Consider the following 20,002-nt stretch of genomic DNA (forward strand, 5'->3'; position numbering starts at 1 on the left):
GTAAATGGAAAATTCAGGAACGGAGTCTGATATGCAAAATCTATATTGTGTGTCACTCTATGTTTACCCAGCTTGAAATGATATGCATAGTTATGGAATAATAGAGCGAACTTTAGAGAGGTGTATGCAATGAATGCCCCAAAACTTCAAGAACATGCATCCAGACGGGAACGTCTGTTTATTGCTGTGCGTCTGCCTGAATCTGTTCAGCAGTTTCTTCATATGCAGGCCAAGTTAATACGGAACAAGCTTGATTTTCGTAAGTGGACTGACCAAAGAGACTATCATATTACCTTGCAATTCCTGGGGGATACGTTGATGAGTGATGTCGGTCATCTTAGAGTAGCTTTGCACAACGTAGCCGCTGATTTTCATACGTTTGACCTGCAGCTATCGGAATGGGGAACGTTTGGTCTGGAGAAAACACCGAAAGTTCTCTGGAGAGGTGTTAACGGAGATGTAGAGCGATTACATCACTTACAGCAAAAAATTGTAGAGGCTACAAAAGGTCTGGGTTTTGAAGCCGAGTTAAGACCTTACCGTCCACATGTTACTGTAGCCAGAAAATATCTTGGATCGCTTCCTGGTATGGATCATTCTGGAGTTTCCGAAATCGTTACAGAACATGCTTCTCATGGAAATTCATGGTCAGTAGACGGTTTTGTACTTTATGTGACAAGGCTTGGACAAACGCCAATGTATGAGACAGTGGATACGTTTTCATTTTCCTGAAAAACTTTTTAATACCATAAACTCACATTGACATTGTGTTTATCCCTATGTAATATTAGCCATCGTTATTCAAATTCTTTTTTTTTGGTTACTAAGATTAGGGAATTGTTTCGATAGGAGGAATCTTCGAATGGAAATTATAAGCAAGAATCGTTGGGTAGCACCGATGTTATCAGTGCTGCTTGTATGTATAGTGGGGGTAAATGTCGTTCAGGCGACGGGGAAATGGAATGAAGCGAGTGATAGTAAACAGATGACGGAGCTTGCGTCTTCGGCGCATAACAGCCCATCATTGCCGCAAGACCAGAGGCGAATGATGGAAGATGGGACAAGTCTATCTTCTGACACGTCTGGACAATCCGTAACATGGACTAATGCTTTGCCAGCAAAAAACTGGCTTTTGACTGCTCAGGAAGAGCGCGAGCAACAGGAAGCTGCGGCTAAACAAAAAGCCCAAGCTATCGCTACAGCCAAAGCCAAAAAAGAAGCTGCTCTGAAATTGGCTAAAATGGAACATGCCAAAGCGGCGGCTGCGATGTCAACTCCCCCCCAACAACTTTACTTTACGCGGACCAAACTTTTGAATCAGGAAGATGCGAAACAAGCAACCTGGTCTTACAGTGTGTCCGATAAAGAGCTGCATCTGCTACAAAAAATTGTCATGGCAGAAGCGGAAGGCGAACCGTACAAAGGCAAAGTGGCAGTTGCCAACGTTGTCTTAAACCGGCTGCGGTCAGCCAATTTTCCCGATACCATTTACAAGGTCATCCATCAAAAATCACAGTTCAGCCCTGTGGCGAATGGACGACTAAAACGGGTAACCCCGAATGAAGATAGCATCAAAGCTGTGAATGCTGCGCTGAACGGCCAGAAGGAAGTGTCTGATGATACGTATTATTTTTTATCTTTGACGCTTGCTGATGATCTGACAGTGGCTCGTACGAAGAAGGAAGTAAAAACGATTGGGCATCATACTTTTTACAAGTAAAGCACCTTAAAATTCTGCAAACAGGCAGGGTAGTTAACAATGTGAGTGTCACATAAGCCCTGAATCTTGTAAAAATGCAGTTTTATTTCGTCGTTTTTTTTAGTATCTTTGATTGTAATTTACCCATTTTTTTGGTAGATCATACGATGAAATGCAATAGAAATAAAAAAGGTTCCCTTTCATTTTCTGAAGGGGAACCTTTTTTGCTTTTTCGTATTCGTTTAAGCACTTGATTGATCGTGTATTGAATATTGCGTCCTCAGACCGATCCTAAGGCCCCTTAGAGGGATTATAAAGGAAGTCTGGTACCAGACAAAGGTCTGGTTGTAATGCCCGCTGAGAAACGCTCTAGAGACGTAGTTGTAACTTCTGTTGTTGCAGGGAAGAGTAAGTCGTGAACAGCTTGAGCACAACAGGTTGGATCATAAGCTGGTGAATGTCCTGTTATATACCTTTTGTTCTTCTTAGGTAGACTGCCTTGCTTGTGCTGATTTTCAGACAACTCCCGGAATCGATTCGTTATGACATCCTTAGAGTGAATGATCTCTCCATATCCGGCTTGTACAAAATATTCGCAGTTCTCCTCTTCCTGTCCTGGCAGTGGAGGGATAAACAGCATCGGAAGGCCTTTAGCCATCGCTTCCGTACATGTCATGCCTCCTGGCTTGGTGATCAGGACGTCTGAAACATCCATGAGTCTGCTGACTTCCTTCGTGTATCCCAGAATACGGATGTTGGGATGCTGGAAGCAAGGGATTTCTTTCATTTTGTCGATCATCTTTTGGTTGCTTCCGAGGCAGAAGATTAATTGGACCCGGTCTGCCCAGGATGCGAGAGTTTTCATATGTTCCTCGTCAAAAGAAAGCCCCCAACCGCCCCCCATAAGCAGAGCTGTTGGCATATTCTGCAGTCCCATCTCTTCTCTGAGCTTGACCTTATCCCCGGACTCCCAAAAATCAGGATGTACAGGAATGCCTGTAATCTGGATCTGTGAGGAAGGAACCCCCCGAATCTCTAACAGGGCTTTAACTTGCGGAGTGGATACGAGATATTTGTTTACCTCAGGGTTAATCCACGTTCCATGTACGTCATAATCAGTGATCAACGTGTAAAGCGGAATATTCAGTCCTTGACGTTTAAGTCTGGAAATAACCGCATTAGGAAACGGATGGGTACAGATTACAATATCCGGCTTCAACTGGGATACGACCTGCGCCGTCTGGGTATAGAAGATACGGTGCAACGCCAGTTTGGTTAAGCCGTTTAAAGATTTGTTGTACTGTGTGCGGTACAACAGGCTGACAAGTTTGGGTTGAACCGATAGTGTCTTTCGATATGCAGAAAAGATCAGTGGAGCGACGGTAGGATTCAAAAATTTCCCAAGTTCAATAACACGACTGTGAACATGAGGACTTACTTTTTTGATGCCATGTGCCAGAGCATGAGCCGCCTGTGTATGACCAGTACCGAATCCTTCTGATAATAAGAGCACTCTTGGTTTTCGCATGAGTTCACCTTTATTCATAAGTTTGAGTTAAAATTAAAATTTGAATGAGAACAGTTTCGTACGTTTTAAGTAGGGACAGTTATGCTAGGTTTGTTACTAATGAATATACAGCAAAACACGGAATCATGTTTCATCCAAAAATATTTACACCGTATAACCTGATTTGAGACAGCAAACTTCAGTTATATGCGGATTGTTTGAGTCATCTTACACTATAGACGACGACGCTGACAGTTTCCACTGCATTTCGGTTAAAAAATATTAATACATTTTTTTATTGTTAGGCTTGCATTCTTATTTTCAAGGTGATATTGTAGTTTTTGACCAAATGACCAATTTGTATTTTTGGTCATTTTATAGAGAGCGATGGAATTAACCGTCACATTAGATGAAGCAAGGAGGGGATAAAATGGCTCCGATCGACAGGAGACAGCAGGTGATTCATGCAGCCGCCCAGTCGTTTGCCATGTTTGGATACAAAGCGACTACGATGGATCAAGTAGCCAAGATCGCCAATGTAGGCAAAGGCACGATCTACACCTTTTTCACCAATAAAGAACAGCTGTTTGATCAAATCCTGGTGGAAGTCATTCAGGAGATGAAAAACATTGCGCAACGTGAAGTGCATCAGGAAAGTGCTTTTTTTGATAATCTGTTTCGTGTGCTCGATGCGCTGTTGGAATTCCGCCGTGATCACGAGTTGCTCGTGAAGTTGTCACAGGAGTTGAAGGATTTTGGAACGTTACAGGCCAAAGAAGGTCTGGAAAAAGTCGAGAAGGTCATTTCCGATTTTCTGTCCCGTGAACTGGAGAAAGCCAGAGCTGGGGGAGAAATACGCGATTGCGATCCGCAAGTTGTTGCTTTTATGATGATTCGATTGTATATTGCATTAACTTCGGACTGGAGTAAACATCATGATCCGCTTAGCAAAGAGGAAATCAAGAACTACTTTCGTCTTTTCTTAATGGAAGGCATAGCTGCGATCAGTTCTGTTGATTGAAACTTGCTTGTCGAAAGACAAGTTTGTTTTTTGCTCTCAACTGACCGTTTGAGGGATTTGGTCATCACGTATTTCGGTAAAAATACCAGAGTTTTTCATTCTGTTTTCATATTGGTTATTCCTGCTGTCTAGCAGAGAGATTAAGGGGAGAAAATGACATGAAATCATTAAACGTGTTTTTCAAGGATTTGGGATCAGCCGTGAGAAACCCGAAGGTGTTGATCCCTGTAATTGCGATATTATTTATACCGATCCTGTACAGCGGCATTTATTTGGCGGCTTACTGGGACCCATACGGTCGTGTTGATAAACTCCCGGTAGCGGTAGTTAACCTTGATAAAGGAGCCGAACTGGAAGGGAAGTCACTTCATGTAGGTAAAGACCTTATTGACGAACTGAAGAAAAATAAAGATTTTCAATGGGACTTTGTGGGTGCTGCTCAGGCAAAGGACGGCATGCAAAACGACAAGTATTACATGCAGATTACGATTCCAGAGAACTTCTCGTCCCAAGCCACAACATTGCTGGATGATAAGCCTGCACCAGCGGACTTGATCTATGAGCCGAACGGTAATTACAACTTTGTAGGTGCGCAAATCGGTAAAACGGCAATTAAAGATCTGAAGGCTAAAGTTTCGGCCAAAGTTACAGAGTCTTATGCAGAGACGCTGTTAGATAAGTTCTCCGAAGTGTCGGATGGCTTGGCTGAAGCAGGCGACGGTGCCGGAGATTTGAAGACAGGTGCTGGAAAACTCGACGACGGTGCTGTGAAACTTAAAGATAATCTGGCTAAGCTTGCATCCGGCACGTTGAAACTTCAGGATGGACTAGCTCCGTTAAGTGACGGAGTTACTGCGCTGCATAATGGAGCTTCCAAACTTGAAAATGGAACGACAAGTCTAGTTTCAGGTTTACAGCAACTTCATGAAGCAGCTACTGGGCAGCTTCAAAGTGGTGCTGACCAGTTGAAAGAAGGAAGCGACAAGCTGGCCTCCGGCCTGCAATCTTCATTGGATGGCACAAACAAGCTACAAGCAGGTCTGCAATCATCCGAACAAGGCAGTGCGAAGCTGTCTGACGGTCTGCAATCGGCAGTTCAGGGCAGTGGAACATTGGCAACCGGTCTGCAATCCGCTGTGGATGGTAGCAGTAAAGTTGCCGATGGCGCACAGGGAGTAGCAGCCGGATTGAAACAATTGGCCGCAAGCAACCCGGAACTGGCAGCAAGCGCCGATGTTCAAAAGTTGATAGCAGCGAGTCAGGCTGTTGCTGATGGCAGTACACAGCTACATGAGAGCGAGCAGAAGCTGGCACAAGGCGCGGATCAACTCCACCAAGGTAATCAGCAGCTGGCTGCTGGCGCAACTGAACTGCATGGAGGCCAACAACAACTGCTTGCAGGTGCAAGTCAACTGGTTGATGGACAGAAGCAACTGCTTGCAGGTGCTGGACAGCTTAGTCAGGGCGGAGCCAAACTCTCAGGCGGCTTGCAACAATTCAGTAGCAAATTAGGTGAAGCAGCTACAGGCGGTACACAACTGGCAACTGGTGCGAAACAGCTAGGTACAGGTACAGCAGCATTGCAGACAGGTGTTGGTAAACTTAGCGGCGGTGTTTCATCTCTGGCTGATGGTTCTAAGCAACTGGGTGACGGAGCCGGTAAACTGGCTAATGGTCTTACAGAACTGAAAGACGGTTCTGGTGAACTGGCAACGAAGCTTAAGGATGCTGCTCAGAAAACATCCAAAGTGAAGAAAACAGATGAAGTTGTCAATATGTTTGCAGAACCGGTTAGCTCTTCCGAGAACAAGGCAGAGAACGTAAGTAATTACGGAACAGGCATGACACCATTTTTCCTGTCCATCGGTCTGTTTGTAGGATCACTGATCTCTACCATCGTTCTGAAAATGCGTGAAACGTCTGTACCTGGAGCAACAGGCTGGAACCGTTTCGTAAGCCGCACACTGATATTTGGTTCGGTGAGCATCTTCCAGTCGGTTATTGTAGCAAGCTTTATGCTATACGGTCTCGGACTAGAGACACATAGTACAGGACTGTTTTATCTGTTTACGATTATAACGGGTCTAACCTTCATGCTGATCGTTCAGGCGCTGGTTACTTGGCTAGATCTGCCTGGACGTTATGTAATCATCTTGTTATTGGTCTTCCAGCTTGCAGGAAGTGCGGGTACATTCCCGGTAGAACTGATTCCTTCATGGCTGCAATCCATCAGTCAGTGGCTACCAATGACACACAGCATTATGGGTCTCAGAGCCGTTGTCTCCAGCGGTAACTTCAATGTGATGTGGCATCAGGCTGAAATATTGAGCGTCTATGCAGCTATATCTGTGTTGCTTACGCTAACGTACTTCCTCCTGAACGGCCGACGTACTAAAAGAGAAGCTGAAGTTGCCGAAGGCGGTCAGCCTTTGACTGTATAATATTGAATGAAGCAAGACGACAATTCGCACAACTTTCTGCAAAAAAAAGTTAAAGCATATGTATCGAAATTATGCAATATAGTAGTCAAATAGTACAAATGGCCTGCGGCGCGAAATTAAGCTGCAGGCCATTTTGTATTCAATAGTATGAAAATAGAAAGTTATATTGGAAGTTGAAGCATGAAAATTGCGAAAATATGGTCAAACGTAGGCTGGATATGGAACGATTTTCTTTTATCAGCAATTAAAATCAGTTGTGCTCTGCTATAAAATGTGTATAATTATTCGAAAAAGAGATGTTTTTAAACGTCAATACACTAAAGCTGTACTGCAAAGCAATTCTTATCAGAGGTATTAAAAAGTTTAAATTGCGCTGATGTTAGGTCGGTGTTAAAATAATAGAACTATATCAAAAAACGTCGCTCCATCTTGAGTAGTCGTGCCAGCGGCTACATATTGTTGTATATATGCTGTTACCGGATCACCGGATTCAGTCCTTCGCAATAATCGCGGTCTTTACCGCAATACCAGGCTTACAACAGATGGCTCAAGCTATCACCTCTCCATCTCAGCAGGCAGGCTTATCGCAAGCGAAATGCCAGCTCCTCCCGTTTCAATGTTGCCTGTTGTTATGTTCTTGATCTTTCCGAAATACTTCATTATAGAAAGGTTGCGTTCCATGAGACACATCGGATTACCTCCAAAACAAGGTCTGTATGACCCACAATTCGAAAAAGATGCATGTGGTATGGGTTTTGTTGCCAACATCAAAGGAGTACCTTCACACGATATCGTTAGTCAAGCACTGACCATGCTCAGTAATATGGAGCACCGTGGGGGTCAGGGAAGTGAACCGAATTCCGGTGACGGAGCAGGCATCCTGATTCAGATTCCACATCGTTATTTTGCAAAGGAAGCAGATCGACTCGGTTTTGCATTGCCTGAACAGGGATTCTATGGCGTGGGCATGTTGTTCCTGTCTCATGATCCGGCAGTCCGTACTGCACATGAAGAGAGCCTGAAGAAGATTATTGAAGAAGAAGGACAGACCTTCCTGGGCTTCCGGGATGTACCTACGTATGATGAGATGCTGGGCCGTTCTGCATTGGCAGCGAAGCCTTATGTACGTCAGGTATTTATCGGAAGATCGGATGAAGTGAAGGATGAGCTTGCATTTGAACGCAAATTGTATGTCATTCGCAGACGTGCTGAACTGGCCATTCGTTATTCAGCAGACGAGGCGGAAGGAGAGTCATTCTACTTGCCGAGTTTGTCATGCCGTAAAGTGGTCTACAAAGGCATGTTGACAACCGAGCAGGTCGGCAAGTTCTATCTGGATTTGCAGGAAGAACTGGTTGAGTCAGCGATTGCACTCGTACACTCCCGTTTCAGTACGAACACCTTCCCGAGCTGGGAGCGTGCTCACCCGTATCGTTTCATGATCCACAACGGTGAGATCAACACGATGCGAGGTAATGTGAACTGGATGCATGCACGTCAGTCCTTGTTCGAAAGCGAACTGTTCGGCGACGATATTGCGAAAGTAAAACCGGTTATTAATCCGGACGGTTCAGATACAGCGATGTTTGACAACACGCTGGAATTCCTGTACCTAAGCGGACGCTCCCTGCCACACGTGGCGATGATGATGGTTCCTGAGCCATGGAGCACTGATGAAGGGATGGACCCTGCGAAAAAGGCATTCTATGAATACCACAGCACGATGATGGAGCCATGGGATGGCCCTGCGGCTATGGCATTTACAGACGGTTTACAGATCGGTGCTACGCTTGACCGTAACGGTTTGCGACCTGCTCGTTATTATGTAACGAAGGATGACCGAATCATTCTTTCTTCCGAAGTCGGTGTTCTGGATATCGCACCGGAAGACATTCTGTACAAAGATCGTCTGCGTCCAGGACGGATGTTGCTCGTAGATACTCAAGAGGGCCGTATTATCTCTGATGAAGAAGTCAAAGCACTCATTGCTGCAGAGAATCCTTATGAGGATTGGCTTGAAGAGCACTTGATGGATCTGAACGAATTGCCGGAAGCACCGGAGCTTCCAGACCCTAAACATGACAATGTTACGCAACTTCAACTGGCTTACGGATATACATTTGAAGAACTGCGCAAAGTGCTGGAGCCAATGGCATCCACAGGAATGGAAGCCACAGGTTCCATGGGTTATGATGCACCTCTGGCTGTTCTGTCAGATCGTCCGCAACGCCTGTATAACTACTTTAAACAGATGTTTGCACAGGTAACCAATCCGCCGATTGACGCGATTCGTGAAGAGATCGTTACCTCTACAGCGACAACGATTGGTCCGGAGCGTAACCTGCTTAACCCTGAACCGGAGAGCTGTCGCCAGATTCGTCTGGATACACCGGTATTGTCTAATGAAGACTTTGCGAAGATCCGCCACGTTCGTCGTCCGGGCTTCCGTTCCATGACAATCCCGATCTTCTTCACCGCTGCAGAGGGAGCGGAAGGGTTGCGTAAAGCAATGGACTTGCTCTTTGAAGCGGCAGACCGTGTCATCGACAAAGGACATAATATTCTGATCTTGTCTGACCGCGGTGTGGATGCCGAGAATGCAGCAATCCCGGCATTGCTGGCTGTAGCAGGTCTGCATCACCATCTGATTCGTCAGGGTACAAGAACGAAAGTCAGCATTTTGCTCGAATCGGGAGAACCACGTGACATTCACCACTACGCATTGCTTTTGGGTTATGGCGTAAGTGCGGTTAACCCTTATCTGGCATTTGAAACACTGGATGATATGATTCAGCAAGGTTTGCTGCGCGGTATTTCCCATGAGAAAGCCGTTAAAAACTACATTAAAGCCGCAACAAAAGGCGTTATTAAAATATTGTCCAAAATGGGAATATCCACGATCCAATCGTATCGCGGTGCTCAAATTTTTGAAGCCGTTGGTCTGAAATCAGATTTCGTTGACCGTTACTTCACTTGGACACCTTCACGAATCGGTGGTATCGGTCTGGAGGAAGTAGCAGCAGAGGCGCTGACACATCACAACCGTGCCTTCACGGATAAAGACGGCAATGATAAAGTGCTGGATTCCGGCGGTGAATACCAATGGCGTAATGACGGGGAAGAGCATTTGTTCAACCCGCAAACGATTCATACGTTGCAACACGCTGTACGTACGGGCGACTACAAGCTGTACAAAAAGTATTCCAAACTCGTACAGGGTGAGAATGATCAATTGCTTACGATTCGCTCTATGCTTAAGCTGAAACCGGTCGGAGCATCCATTCCGCTCGAAGAAGTGGAATCGGTGGAAAACATCATGCGTCGTTTCAAAACGGGTGCAATGTCCTTCGGTTCGATCAGTAAAGAAGCTCACGAAGATTTGGCAATCGCCATGAACCGTGTAGGCGGTAAATCCAACACAGGTGAAGGCGGAGAAGATCCAGCTCGTTTCGTGAAAGACAGCAATGGGGATTCCCGTCGCAGTGCGATCAAACAAGTTGCATCCGGACGTTTTGGTGTAACTTCCAACTATCTGGTCAATGCTGACGAGATTCAGATCAAAATGGCACAAGGGGCTAAACCAGGTGAAGGCGGACAGCTGCCAGGTCGTAAGGTATATCCTTGGGTAGCAGAAGTTCGTGGTTCTACACCAGGTGTAGGTCTGATCTCACCGCCGCCGCATCACGATATCTATTCGATTGAGGACTTGGCTGAGTTGATCTATGACTTGAAAAATGCTAATCCGCGTGCCGAAATTAACGTGAAGCTGGTATCTGAAGTGGGTGTCGGAACGATTGCTGCAGGTGTAGCTAAAGGTCGTGCGGACATTATCCTGGTCAGCGGTTACGACGGCGGTACAGGGGCATCTCCTCAAGGTTCCATCCGTCATGCCGGTATGCCGTGGGAGCTTGGACTTGCAGAGACACATCAAACGTTGATGCTGAACAATCTGCGTGATCGTGTTGTTCTTGAAACGGATGGTAAAATGCTGAACGGGCGTGACCTGGCGATTGCAGCGTTGCTTGGAGCGGAAGAATATGGTTTCTCTACTGCACCACTCGTTGCACTGGGCTGTATCATGATGCGTGTCTGCCAAATGGATACTTGTCCAGTTGGTGTGGCAACACAAAATCCGGAACTGCGTAAAAACTACATGGGAGACCCTGAACATGTCGTAAACTTTATGCGTTTCGTTGCTGAAGACATGCGTGAGATTATGGCTGATCTTGGATTCCGTACCATTCAGGAAATGGTTGGACGTACAGATTGCCTCGAAACGGTAGAAGCTGTGGATCACTGGAAGAAAAAAGGTGTGGATCTGTCAGTATTGCTACATGTGCCTGAACTGCCAGAAGGCGCTGCACGTTACCGTACACAGCATCAGAATCACCAACTGGAAGAAACGCTGGATATGCAACAACTCGTGCCACTCGCACAGCCAGCTATTGAATCCGGTCAACCTGTAGAAGCGGTTCTGCCAATCACCAACGTGAACCGTGCAGTGGGTACCATCCTGGGTAGTGAGATTACACGTAAGTATGGTCTTGCTGGTTTGCCTGAGGATACGGTTAAATTTAAATTTGTCGGCTCCGCTGGACAAAGCTTTGGTGCTTTTGTACCAAAAGGTATGACACTCACGGTTGAAGGAGACTCCAACGACTACGTGGGTAAAGGATTGTCGGGAGGCAAGCTGATCGTTATGCCTTCACCAAAAGCGACATTTGAAGCGGAGAATAACATCATTATCGGAAACACTGCTTTATATGGGGCGACTAGTGGGGAAGCGTATATCCGCGGTATTGCTGGTGAACGTTTCGCTGTACGTAACTCCGGAGCTAAAGTTGTTGTTGAAGGTGTAGGCGATCATGGCTGTGAATACATGACAGGCGGGCGTGTCGTAGTACTCGGCGATACAGGTCGTAACTTTGCAGCAGGGATGTCCGGAGGTATTGCTTACGTGTATGATCCAAAAGGCACATTCCTGCAACGCTGCAATCTGGAAATGGTTCTTTTGGAGCGTGTAGAAGATACTGCCGAAAGTGCAGATCTACGTGGCATGATTCAACGGCACGTAGCACTCACTGGAAGTGATGCAGGTCAGCGTATCCTGGATACATGGCAGGATTCCCTGAATCAATTTGTTCGTGTCATTCCGAAGGACTTCAAACGTATGACGGAACAGATCGAGCGTGTACAGGCAACAGGTCTGACAGGTGAAGCCGCTTTGCTGGCCGCATTTGAGGCAAATATGCGTGAGCTTGCGCGCACCGGAGGGTAATGTTTCGTTTATTTTCCTAATAAAAGAAAAGATTTAAAACAAAAGGAGTCTTATAGCCGCCAGAACGGCGTTATAAGGCTCCTTTTTGCTTTCGACAAAATTAGAACCCGCTCAAAAAACGTTATCGCCATGAGACGACAACATCAAGGAACGTTCTAAAGTATAATTAGGTTTAGTTTTTGGCGTGCAGAGAAAGTATAAAGATAAGAGAGGTTAGCGGAATGAAGATGAAGCATCCAAACATGGGCGATTCTAAGCCGACAAGTAACAAAGTCGAAGCAACCCGAGTGGACATCATGAAAGTTTTACTGCAATGTGGAATCGACCCGGAGCGTTTGAAACATTTCGTATCCTCCGAGAGCAAGTGTACATGAGCCGTTGCACACCAAGGAATGGAGGGAAATCATGATGCACAAAAAGGCCCAGAAACCGGAGCAGGAAGTACTCGGAAACTGGGTTTTCTTTTCGGGTGTAGCATAATTAATCCATACTGCGTTCCATTCGTACAAAAGCGATAAAACGACGAGCTTCTTCCTCTGTTAAAGGTTTACCATCAATCATCAGATCAAAGCGCTCTAACACTTCCTTATCTGACAATTCAAGCGCATCCACGAATTCACGCACGTCTTCATCCATAACCACATCACTTTGCTTCGTACGTCCAATCAAATAATCAATGGACACATCGAAAATGTCAGCAAGCCGCGTTAACACCTCGAAATCCGGTTTGCGCCGGTTTTTCTCGTAGTGGGAAAGAGCTGCTCTCGTAATATGAATGGAGTTCGCAAGTTCTTCTTGAGTAAGTCCCCGCTGTTCTCGTAATTCAGCAATGCGATTTCCGTAGCTCATAAGCTATTTCCCCCTGAACACCATCATATATATTGAAACAATCCTGAGCCAAGTTTTTGATCAGGGTAAACTTTCCTGCAAATGTACTACGCCTCATTCGTCTCATATACCACTTATTAAATAGGTCTGTCTAAGGACAGCTCATATTGTCGTAAATCAAAAGAACCATGTCCAAATACCGCTTGACATGATACGTATTGTATCGTAAATTGAACGTATGGAGTTACAAAATGTATCATAGTTAGTAGTTTAAGTATTTCCTCATGGTTTGAGCGTTATACCTGTCAAAAGTAACGTTCTCGTCCATGCTGGCCAATCCATTCTAAAGGAATGAAATCATGAATTCAAAAATTCTTCAGGAATGGGCCGATCTGAAACCAAATGTCCATATGTACATTCAGGAATTTCATGGGAAAATGGTAGACCGCAAAAGACGACCTGTCCTGTTACTTGGTATGGATACACAAGCAATCACTTTCCTGAGCGACCTGAACTTACCCGTAATATCAGAAATGGTACTAGGTTTAGATGTAGAAGACAGCCGTATATGCGTCAGGCTTCATGCCAAGCTGCAATGGAAACAGCCTTTTGGAGAACTGATATTGTATCATTCAAACTTGCATATTCAGAAAGACCAAACACTATATATAACTGGACAGTTAAACAGAATGCTTACCGAAGTTGAATTTGAGGCGGTTCCCCGTTCTACATATGGGAATGCAACAGATCCATCTCCTCAGCTGAAGCCTTATCGTTACATTGATTTTATCATATAGGATGAGGTGGACTCTGAACAATTTCTGAACAAGCATGTACTTAACGCCATTTTACTATATTTCGTAGCGTTATGCATTAGTTCTTTAACACCAAAAGCATTTGCGCAATGAATAAAGGGGCAAGGGGGAGCATACTATTTCAGGAAGTTTGGATATGGTTGAAATGCACTGCCACATTCTATTCGGTCTGGATGATGGTCCTGTTCAAATGGAGCAGTCCGTTGCGATGGCTGAGAAGGCAGTAGCTTCAGGAATTACCTCCATTATTGCAACTCCGCATCACCTGAACGGACATTACAACAATGAACCAAAGGTAGTCAATCAGGCTGTTCATATGTTTCGTGCCGAGCTTGCCAAACGAAATATTCGTTTGCAGATTGATCCCGGTCAGGAGATCAGAGTGCATGATAGGCTGATTGAAGACTTGTATGCAGGAAAGTGCTGCACACTTGCCGGTAGTCGTTATATGTTGCTGGAGTTGCCCTTTGGTCATATTCCCTCACAGTTCCCCGGAATATTGCACGAACTGCGAATCGCGGGAATTACCCCTATTATCGCTCATCCGGAACGCAACCTTGTCATTTTGAAAAAGCCATTGCTGTTGTCCGACTACTTGTTTCAAGGTGGACTATGCCAGCTTACGGCGGAATCATTCACTGGGCTTTTCGGGCGAAAAGTTCAGAAGTGGTGTTTTCATTTTTGCAAAGAAAACGGGTTTCATTTCATTTCATCAGATGCACACGATACGAAACATCGAACATTTAAATTGGATGTCGTATATCCGTTGCTCGAAAGACGTTTGGGACGTTGCTGCATTCAACATTTTCAAGATAATGCACAATCCATATGGAATAATCAACGTATTTCAGCTGTATTACCAGCCAAGAAAAAGCGCAGCTTTTTATTCTGGTGAGCAGCTACTGATGTACCAAATACATAGTCACTTAATATGGCTGACTTAAATGGGAGGAAAATCGAATGGAACTCAAAGAGTATTTACACATTTTACGTAAACGCATCTGGATTATTGTTGCCTTCGTAGCTGTGGCTTGTATTGGTGCAGGTGTCAAAAACTACTTTTTTACTGTACCGATCTATGAAGCAGGCGCCAAATTAATCGTCAACCAGGCATATAATGCCCAAGGTGTTCCAAGTTTGGATATTGGAACTATTCAGACAAACATCAAAGTGATCAACTCTTATATGGAGATTATTAAATCTTCTGCAATCCTCGATAAAGTGGCATCTACATACCCCGATCTTGGTATGACTGGTAATCAAATAGGGCAGAACATCCGAGTTTCCACCGCCAATGAGTCCCAGGTTATGAGTCTAACGGCTACGGGATTATCATCCGAAAAAGCCGCAAAAACCGTAAACGCAGTTGCGAAAGTGTTTAAATCTCAAATCCCCGTAATTATGAAAGTAGACAATGTCACGATCCTAAGTGAAGCGAAACCTACGGATTCCTCCAATCCTATTAACGTCAACCCCATCATCAATATTTTGATCAGCTTTATTGTTGGCCTACTACTGGCAGTAGGGTTTATATTCCTGCTGGAATATTTGGATGACACCTTGAAAACGGAAGATGAATTGGAGAAAGAATTAAATCTCCCTGCACTTGCTGTCATCTCCAAGATAAGAAAAGAAGAGAGCCGTATGTCAAAACAGTCATCCATATCTCAAAAACAGGTAGGTGATGGACAGTATGTCACGATTAACCAATGAACGAGTAGGCCTGGTAACGATGGCTAATCCCAGATCCACTTCATCAGAAGCTTATCGAAAGCTACGAACCAATATTCAGTTTTCATCCATAGACAGTCAGATTCAAACGATCATGATTGCCTCGGCATCCTCAGGGGAAGGGAAAACTACGACGATTGGCAATCTGGCAGTCACCTATGCGCAGGAAGGGAAAAAGGTTCTGGTAATGGATACGGATCTCCGTAAACCGGCAGTACATCTGATGTTTAATGTGCCCAACCATGTAGGCCTAACCAGTGTGTTATCGAGTCAATACAAAGTGACGGAAGTGCTTCGGGAAACGGGGGTGGAAGGTCTTCATGTCTTATCTTCCGGGCCGATTCCCCCTAATCCTTCGGAGATGATCGGATCACGTAAGATGACAGCACTCCTTGAAGGCTTGAAGGAAGAGTATGACGTTATTCTCTTCGATACACCGCCGGTTCTAACCGTGACAGATGCATTGATTATCAGTTCATTGTGTGATGGTGTCATTCTTGTGGTGAATGCAGGCAAGGTGAAAAAGGATCTGGTCAAAAAGGCGAAGGCTCATCTTGAACATGTGAATGCACGTATTCTGGGCGCTGTGCTGAACAATGTGCAGGTTCCGAAAAGCCGCAATAACAGTTACGGGGAAAAATAACAGGCAAGACAATGGAGTTTCATTTTCAAATCATTTTCAAAGGTCATGTCTACTATACCTCTATCAAGGTAGGCACTCGGTCACACTGTGGGTAGTGTACCTTAGACGTGTATCGTCAGGGGTGTGATGTGAGGAGGGGTTCAATGCCCTATTTATGAATGATATGTTTCATGTTTTCATGGTTTTGAGTTAAATAAAAAAACTAAATGGATAGGGTGATATCTATGACAAAGGTGAGAAAAGCAATTATCCCTGCTGCTGGATTGGGAACCCGTTTTTTACCTGCTACAAAGGCAATGCCTAAAGAAATGCTCCCTATTGTGGATAAACCGACTATCCAGTACATCGTTGAAGAGGCGGTTGCTTCCGGGATCGAAGATATTATCATCGTGACGGGAAAAGGAAAACGTGCGATTGAAGATCATTTTGACAGTGCGTTTGAACTGGAGCATAACCTCCTTGAGAAAGGGAAACTCAGTTTACTGGAAGAAGTCCGGAAGTCCTCCAACGTGGATATCCATTACATAAGACAGAAGGAAGCCCTTGGACTTGGGCATGCGGTCTGGTGCGCCCGGAATTTCATAGGCAATGAACCCTTTGCCGTGTTGCTTGGCGATGATATCGTCGTGTCGGAAGTGCCGTGCCTGAAACAGCTCATCCAGCAGTATGAAAAGGTAGAGCAGTCGGTGCTTGGCGTGAAAACGGTAAGTCCGAGTGAAACATCCCGCTATGGGATTATTGATCCGTTGCACACAGAAGGACGTTTATCTTCTGTTAAGAGTATGGTTGAAAAGCCTCCACTAGGTTCGGCTCCGTCTAACCTGGCCATCATGGGACGATACATTTTGACTCCGAAAATTTTTGAGTATCTGGAAGAGCAAAATGTCGGTGCAGGAGGGGAAATTCAGCTTACAGATGCGTTGCAAAAGTTGAATGATGATGAAGGAATTAGCGCCTATGACTTTGAAGGCTCCCGGTTTGATGTAGGGGAGAAGCTGGGCTATATTCTCACGACACTCGATTTTGCACTCAAAAATAAAGAGTTGCGTGCACCGGTGCTGATGGCGATTGAAGAGATTCTAATGAAGGAACAGATGAATCAAATCCTTGTAGCTGGAGGGGATAGTCTGTGAAGCTATCAGGACCGGAATACTTTGGGAGTGGGGAAACCTTGGTTAAAGAGGGGAATGCCGCTGTACTTGAGCAGCCATACTCACAACGTGTTGGCGGGTATACGGATGTGATGAAGCCATTGGCCGATTTTGTTATCGCTATTCTGTTACTGCTCATCACATTACCGGTCATGCTGCTTTCGGCTATTTTGATTAAACTGGATTCCAAAGGGCCTGTGATCTTCAAGCAGGAGCGGTACGGGAAGAATGGAGTCAAATTTAACATTTATAAATTCAGAACGATGCGTACAGACGCACCGAAATATGGCCTTTCGCCAACGACCAGCCATGATCCGAGGATTACACGACTAGGCAGAATTCTGCGCAAGACGAGTCTCGATGAACTGCCGCAGCTGCTCAATATTATCAAAGGCGATATGAGTTTTATCGGCCCAAGACCTGAGATGAAACGTATTGTGGAGGAATGTTATACCGATCTGGAACGCAGGCGTTTTCTGGTGAAACCGGGAATTACGGGATTGTGGCAGGTGAGCGAGGCTCGGAAGGAGCCTATTCACCATAATCTCCAGTATGACTTCCACTATATCTCGAATGTATCCATGAAAATGGACATTACGATCATTTTTAAAACTATCGGTGTAATGATTAAAAGCAACACCTTTTGACCATTTTGGATCATGATTTGGAGTGTGATGTAATGAAACATATTGTAGTGACAGGTGCTGCCGGATTTCTGGGCTCTCATCTCGTGCAATCTTTGATCGGCCAGGGCCATCGGGTTACAGGGATCGATAATCTTTCAACAGGTGTGATTCGCAATCTGGCAGGGGTTATGGAGAACCCTAACTTTGTATTCCATGAAGCAGATGTTACACGTCCCGATACAATGGATATTTTCGTTGATCAGCAGGTGCACGAAGTCTATCATCTGGCTTCGCCTGCTTCACCTAAATTCTATCAAGCAGATGCGATTGGCACGATCTGGGTGAACACGCGAGGAACCTATCATATGCTGGAACTGGCTCGGGTCAAAGGAGCCAAGTTTCTGTATTCCAGTACAAGTGAAGCCTATGGCGATCCCGAGATTCATCCGCAGCCGGAGAGTTATCGAGGCAATGTAAATACGTGGGGGCCACGAGCTTGCTATGATGAAGCCAAACGGTTAGGCGAAGTTTTTTGTTATGAATACTACACAAAACAACGAGTTTCCGTGAAAGTTGCGCGTATTTTCAACACGTATTCTTCCGGGCTTCGCAATGATGACGGCAGGGTGATATCTAATTTTGTAACGCAGGCACTGACGGGTCAAGATATTACAGTGTATGGAGATGGTTCACAGACCCGATCCTTCTGTTATGTGGATGATAACATTCGGGGATTACAAGCTTTCATGGCGGAAGATCGGGCTGATGGAGAGATTATCAATATCGGAAACCCTACGGAATACACGATTCTTGAGGTCGCTCATTTGGTGAAACAGCTCACACAATCGGACAGTAAGGTTGTATTCTTGCCTTTACCTGAAGATGATCCGAAGGTTAGACGTCCAGTGATTGATAAAGCTCGCGAAATATTAAACTGGGAGCCGGAGATTGGTCTGGAAGAGGGATTGAAACGCACGATAGAGCACTATCGATCGATGCTGCAGGTACAGGAAACTTGATCACACTGAACTGATAACAATGAAGCTGAATAAAAGCGAGTTGAGAACCATGCAAACTATATTGATTGCTCACAGTTTATATCCACCCCATATTATTGGGGGAGCCGAGATATCGACACAGATTTTGGCCCAGACGCTGGAGTCCAGTTATGACGTTAAAGTCATTACAGTTGGTGGACACAAGGAGGGCGGGGTGCAGACGGATACAGTGAACGGGATTGAAATCTCGCGGCTACCATTTAATAATCGGTACTGGATCGGTGATACAGCAAGGCAGGCCAGCACTTCTGACAAAGTGTTATGGCGTATCCAGGATATTTTTAATGTGAAGCAGTACCAGCATATTAAACAATATCTGATGATGAAACGTCCTGCTCTGATCCACACTCAGAATATACCGGGACTAAGCCTTGCGATCTGGAAAGCGGCGTTTGAACTGAACATCCCGGTTGTGCATACCCTGCGCGATTTTTCGTTAATTGAACCCATCGCGATCTCGGCATATTCCAGGTTCTACAGACAGATTTCCAAACACTACAGCCGCAGAGTTTCTTCCGTTATTGGCATATCCGAACATGTGCTTAACAAGCATACCGAACTGGGGTTTTTCGCGCACGCGTCCAAACATGTCATTCATAACATTGTTGAGCGTGATAATCAGGTTCAGCATGTTAATGCGGGGAAAACGGTTCGTCATGAGCAACCCCTGCACGTTGGATATTTTGGACAACTAACCGAGGTCAAAGGAGTTCAGTATCTGATTGAAGCAGTGCAAAAGCTCGATCAGCAGATTGTGGGGAAGCTGTTCATCCATGGGGATGGCCCTCTGCTTCAGACATTACAAGAACTTGCAGGGGCTGATCCCCAGATCGTGTTCGTGGGCAAAATCGATAAAAAGGAGATCACTTCCCAGATGAAAAAGATGGATCTCACGATTGTACCGTCCACCTGGGATGAACCTTTTGGCAGAGTGGTCATCGAATCGTATCAAGCAGGTACGCCAGTTTACGCTTCCAAGGTTGGGGGCATGCCCGAGATTTTGCTGGATGCGGATACCTTCTCTTTCACCGCCCATCGTGCGGATGCGATCCGTGACGCAATCCTCCATTATTACGCCTTATCTGAAGCGGAGAAAAATGAATTAATGCTACAATGCTGCGAACACAGCTTATCCTTTAATGAAGATTATCTTCTCACCAGACATGCGATCATCTACGAGAAGTTAATTGGAGGTGAAGGCTAA

At 45.2% G+C, this 20,002-nt stretch carries 16 protein-coding genes; 14 read left to right on the forward strand and 2 right to left on the reverse strand.

Annotation, left to right across the window (positions count from 1 at the left end; genetic code table 11):
- Positions 1-129: 129 nt before the first annotated feature.
- Positions 130-732: an RNA 2',3'-cyclic phosphodiesterase gene (thpR, locus tag ACT89M_RS06290; protein WP_154890812.1), complete on the forward strand. Its 603-nt coding sequence runs from the start codon at positions 130-132 to the stop codon at positions 730-732.
- 130 nt (positions 733-862) lie between these two features.
- A complete protein-coding gene (locus ACT89M_RS06295) occupies positions 863-1,720 on the forward strand; it encodes a cell wall hydrolase (RefSeq protein WP_090918302.1) in 858 nt (285 codons plus the stop codon).
- Between the two features lie 289 nt (positions 1,721-2,009).
- On the opposite strand, the gene ACT89M_RS06300 is transcribed toward ACT89M_RS06295, so the two are convergent.
- The gene (locus ACT89M_RS06300; RefSeq protein WP_154890813.1) at positions 2,010-3,227 is read right to left on the reverse strand and encodes an MGDG synthase family glycosyltransferase; all 1,218 of its coding nucleotides are present in this window, start codon (positions 3,225-3,227) and stop codon (positions 2,010-2,012) included.
- Positions 3,228-3,636: 409 nt separating this feature from the next.
- On the opposite strand from ACT89M_RS06300, the gene ACT89M_RS06305 reads away from it, so the two are divergent.
- From ACT89M_RS06305 to ACT89M_RS06320, 4 genes are all read left to right on the forward strand, one after another.
- Positions 3,637-4,227 (forward strand): TetR/AcrR family transcriptional regulator, encoded by a 591-nt coding sequence (locus ACT89M_RS06305; protein WP_090918298.1) that lies wholly within the window; start codon positions 3,637-3,639, stop codon positions 4,225-4,227.
- A 158-nt stretch (positions 4,228-4,385) separates the two neighbouring features.
- On the forward strand, positions 4,386-6,668 hold the full coding sequence (locus ACT89M_RS06310) for a YhgE/Pip family protein (protein WP_308722437.1): 2,283 nt from the start codon (positions 4,386-4,388) through the stop codon (positions 6,666-6,668).
- A 679-nt stretch (positions 6,669-7,347) separates the two neighbouring features.
- Complete coding sequence (gene gltB, locus ACT89M_RS06315) at positions 7,348-11,946, forward strand: glutamate synthase large subunit (RefSeq protein WP_154890815.1); 4,599 nt, start codon at positions 7,348-7,350, stop codon at positions 11,944-11,946.
- Positions 11,947-12,173: 227 nt separating this feature from the next.
- Complete coding sequence (locus tag ACT89M_RS06320; RefSeq protein WP_487345070.1) at positions 12,174-12,320, forward strand: hypothetical protein; 147 nt, start codon at positions 12,174-12,176, stop codon at positions 12,318-12,320.
- 106 nt (positions 12,321-12,426) lie between these two features.
- On the opposite strand, the gene ACT89M_RS06325 is transcribed toward ACT89M_RS06320, so the two are convergent.
- Positions 12,427-12,795 (reverse strand): helix-turn-helix domain-containing protein, encoded by a 369-nt coding sequence (locus ACT89M_RS06325; protein ID WP_090918292.1) that lies wholly within the window; start codon positions 12,793-12,795, stop codon positions 12,427-12,429.
- 338 nt (positions 12,796-13,133) lie between these two features.
- Between ACT89M_RS06325 and ACT89M_RS06330 the strand changes: the two genes are divergently transcribed.
- The 8 genes from ACT89M_RS06330 to ACT89M_RS06365 all read left to right on the forward strand — a co-directional run bounded on the left by ACT89M_RS06330 (position 13,134) and on the right by ACT89M_RS06365 (position 20,002).
- Positions 13,134-13,571 (forward strand): hypothetical protein, encoded by a 438-nt coding sequence (locus ACT89M_RS06330; protein WP_154890816.1) that lies wholly within the window; start codon positions 13,134-13,136, stop codon positions 13,569-13,571.
- A gap of 154 nt (positions 13,572-13,725) precedes the next feature.
- Positions 13,726-14,484: a tyrosine-protein phosphatase gene (locus ACT89M_RS06335; RefSeq protein WP_154958551.1), complete on the forward strand. Its 759-nt coding sequence runs from the start codon at positions 13,726-13,728 to the stop codon at positions 14,482-14,484.
- A gap of 65 nt (positions 14,485-14,549) precedes the next feature.
- Positions 14,550-15,302 (forward strand): YveK family protein, encoded by a 753-nt coding sequence (locus ACT89M_RS06340; RefSeq protein ID WP_090918286.1) that lies wholly within the window; start codon positions 14,550-14,552, stop codon positions 15,300-15,302.
- A complete protein-coding gene (locus tag ACT89M_RS06345) occupies positions 15,283-15,963 on the forward strand; it encodes a CpsD/CapB family tyrosine-protein kinase (protein WP_090918284.1) in 681 nt (226 codons plus the stop codon). The genes ACT89M_RS06340 and ACT89M_RS06345 overlap by 20 nt, the downstream gene beginning before the upstream one ends.
- Positions 15,964-16,187: 224 nt before the next feature.
- A complete protein-coding gene (gene galU, locus ACT89M_RS06350) occupies positions 16,188-17,096 on the forward strand; it encodes a UTP--glucose-1-phosphate uridylyltransferase GalU (protein WP_090918282.1) in 909 nt (302 codons plus the stop codon).
- A complete protein-coding gene (locus ACT89M_RS06355) occupies positions 17,093-17,761 on the forward strand; it encodes a sugar transferase (RefSeq protein ID WP_208606761.1) in 669 nt (222 codons plus the stop codon). Before galU ends, ACT89M_RS06355 begins: the two co-directional genes overlap by 4 nt.
- Positions 17,762-17,793: 32 nt before the next feature.
- Positions 17,794-18,759, forward strand: coding sequence for a UDP-glucuronic acid decarboxylase family protein (locus tag ACT89M_RS06360; protein WP_221787823.1), 966 nt, complete (start codon positions 17,794-17,796; stop codon positions 18,757-18,759).
- A 19-nt stretch (positions 18,760-18,778) separates the two neighbouring features.
- On the forward strand, positions 18,779-20,002 hold the full coding sequence (locus ACT89M_RS06365; protein WP_487345071.1) for a glycosyltransferase: 1,224 nt from the start codon (positions 18,779-18,781) through the stop codon (positions 20,000-20,002).

The sequence above is a fragment of the Paenibacillus sp. NN59 genome (assembly GCF_057597225.1).

Coding starts and splice junctions, on each gene's coding strand:
- ACT89M_RS06345 (WP_090918284.1), top strand. CDS start 15,283: ATGTCACGATTAACCAATGAACGAGTAGGCCTGGTAACGATGGCTAAT.
- ACT89M_RS06340 (WP_090918286.1), top strand. CDS start 14,550: ATGGAACTCAAAGAGTATTTACACATTTTACGTAAACGCATCTGGATT.
- ACT89M_RS06325 (WP_090918292.1), bottom strand. CDS start 12,795: ATGAGCTACGGAAATCGCATTGCTGAATTACGAGAACAGCGGGGACTT.
- ACT89M_RS06295 (WP_090918302.1), top strand. CDS start 863: ATGGAAATTATAAGCAAGAATCGTTGGGTAGCACCGATGTTATCAGTG.
- thpR (WP_154890812.1), top strand. CDS start 130: ATGAATGCCCCAAAACTTCAAGAACATGCATCCAGACGGGAACGTCTG.
- ACT89M_RS06335 (WP_154958551.1), top strand. CDS start 13,726: ATGGTTGAAATGCACTGCCACATTCTATTCGGTCTGGATGATGGTCCT.
- ACT89M_RS06310 (WP_308722437.1), top strand. CDS start 4,386: ATGAAATCATTAAACGTGTTTTTCAAGGATTTGGGATCAGCCGTGAGA.
- ACT89M_RS06320 (WP_487345070.1), top strand. CDS start 12,174: ATGAAGCATCCAAACATGGGCGATTCTAAGCCGACAAGTAACAAAGTC.
- ACT89M_RS06360 (WP_221787823.1), top strand. CDS start 17,794: ATGAAACATATTGTAGTGACAGGTGCTGCCGGATTTCTGGGCTCTCAT.
- ACT89M_RS06300 (WP_154890813.1), bottom strand. CDS start 3,227: ATGCGAAAACCAAGAGTGCTCTTATTATCAGAAGGATTCGGTACTGGT.
- ACT89M_RS06365 (WP_487345071.1), top strand. CDS start 18,779: ATGAAGCTGAATAAAAGCGAGTTGAGAACCATGCAAACTATATTGATT.
- gltB (WP_154890815.1), top strand. CDS start 7,348: ATGAGACACATCGGATTACCTCCAAAACAAGGTCTGTATGACCCACAA.
- galU (WP_090918282.1), top strand. CDS start 16,188: ATGACAAAGGTGAGAAAAGCAATTATCCCTGCTGCTGGATTGGGAACC.
- ACT89M_RS06305 (WP_090918298.1), top strand. CDS start 3,637: ATGGCTCCGATCGACAGGAGACAGCAGGTGATTCATGCAGCCGCCCAG.
- ACT89M_RS06330 (WP_154890816.1), top strand. CDS start 13,134: ATGAATTCAAAAATTCTTCAGGAATGGGCCGATCTGAAACCAAATGTC.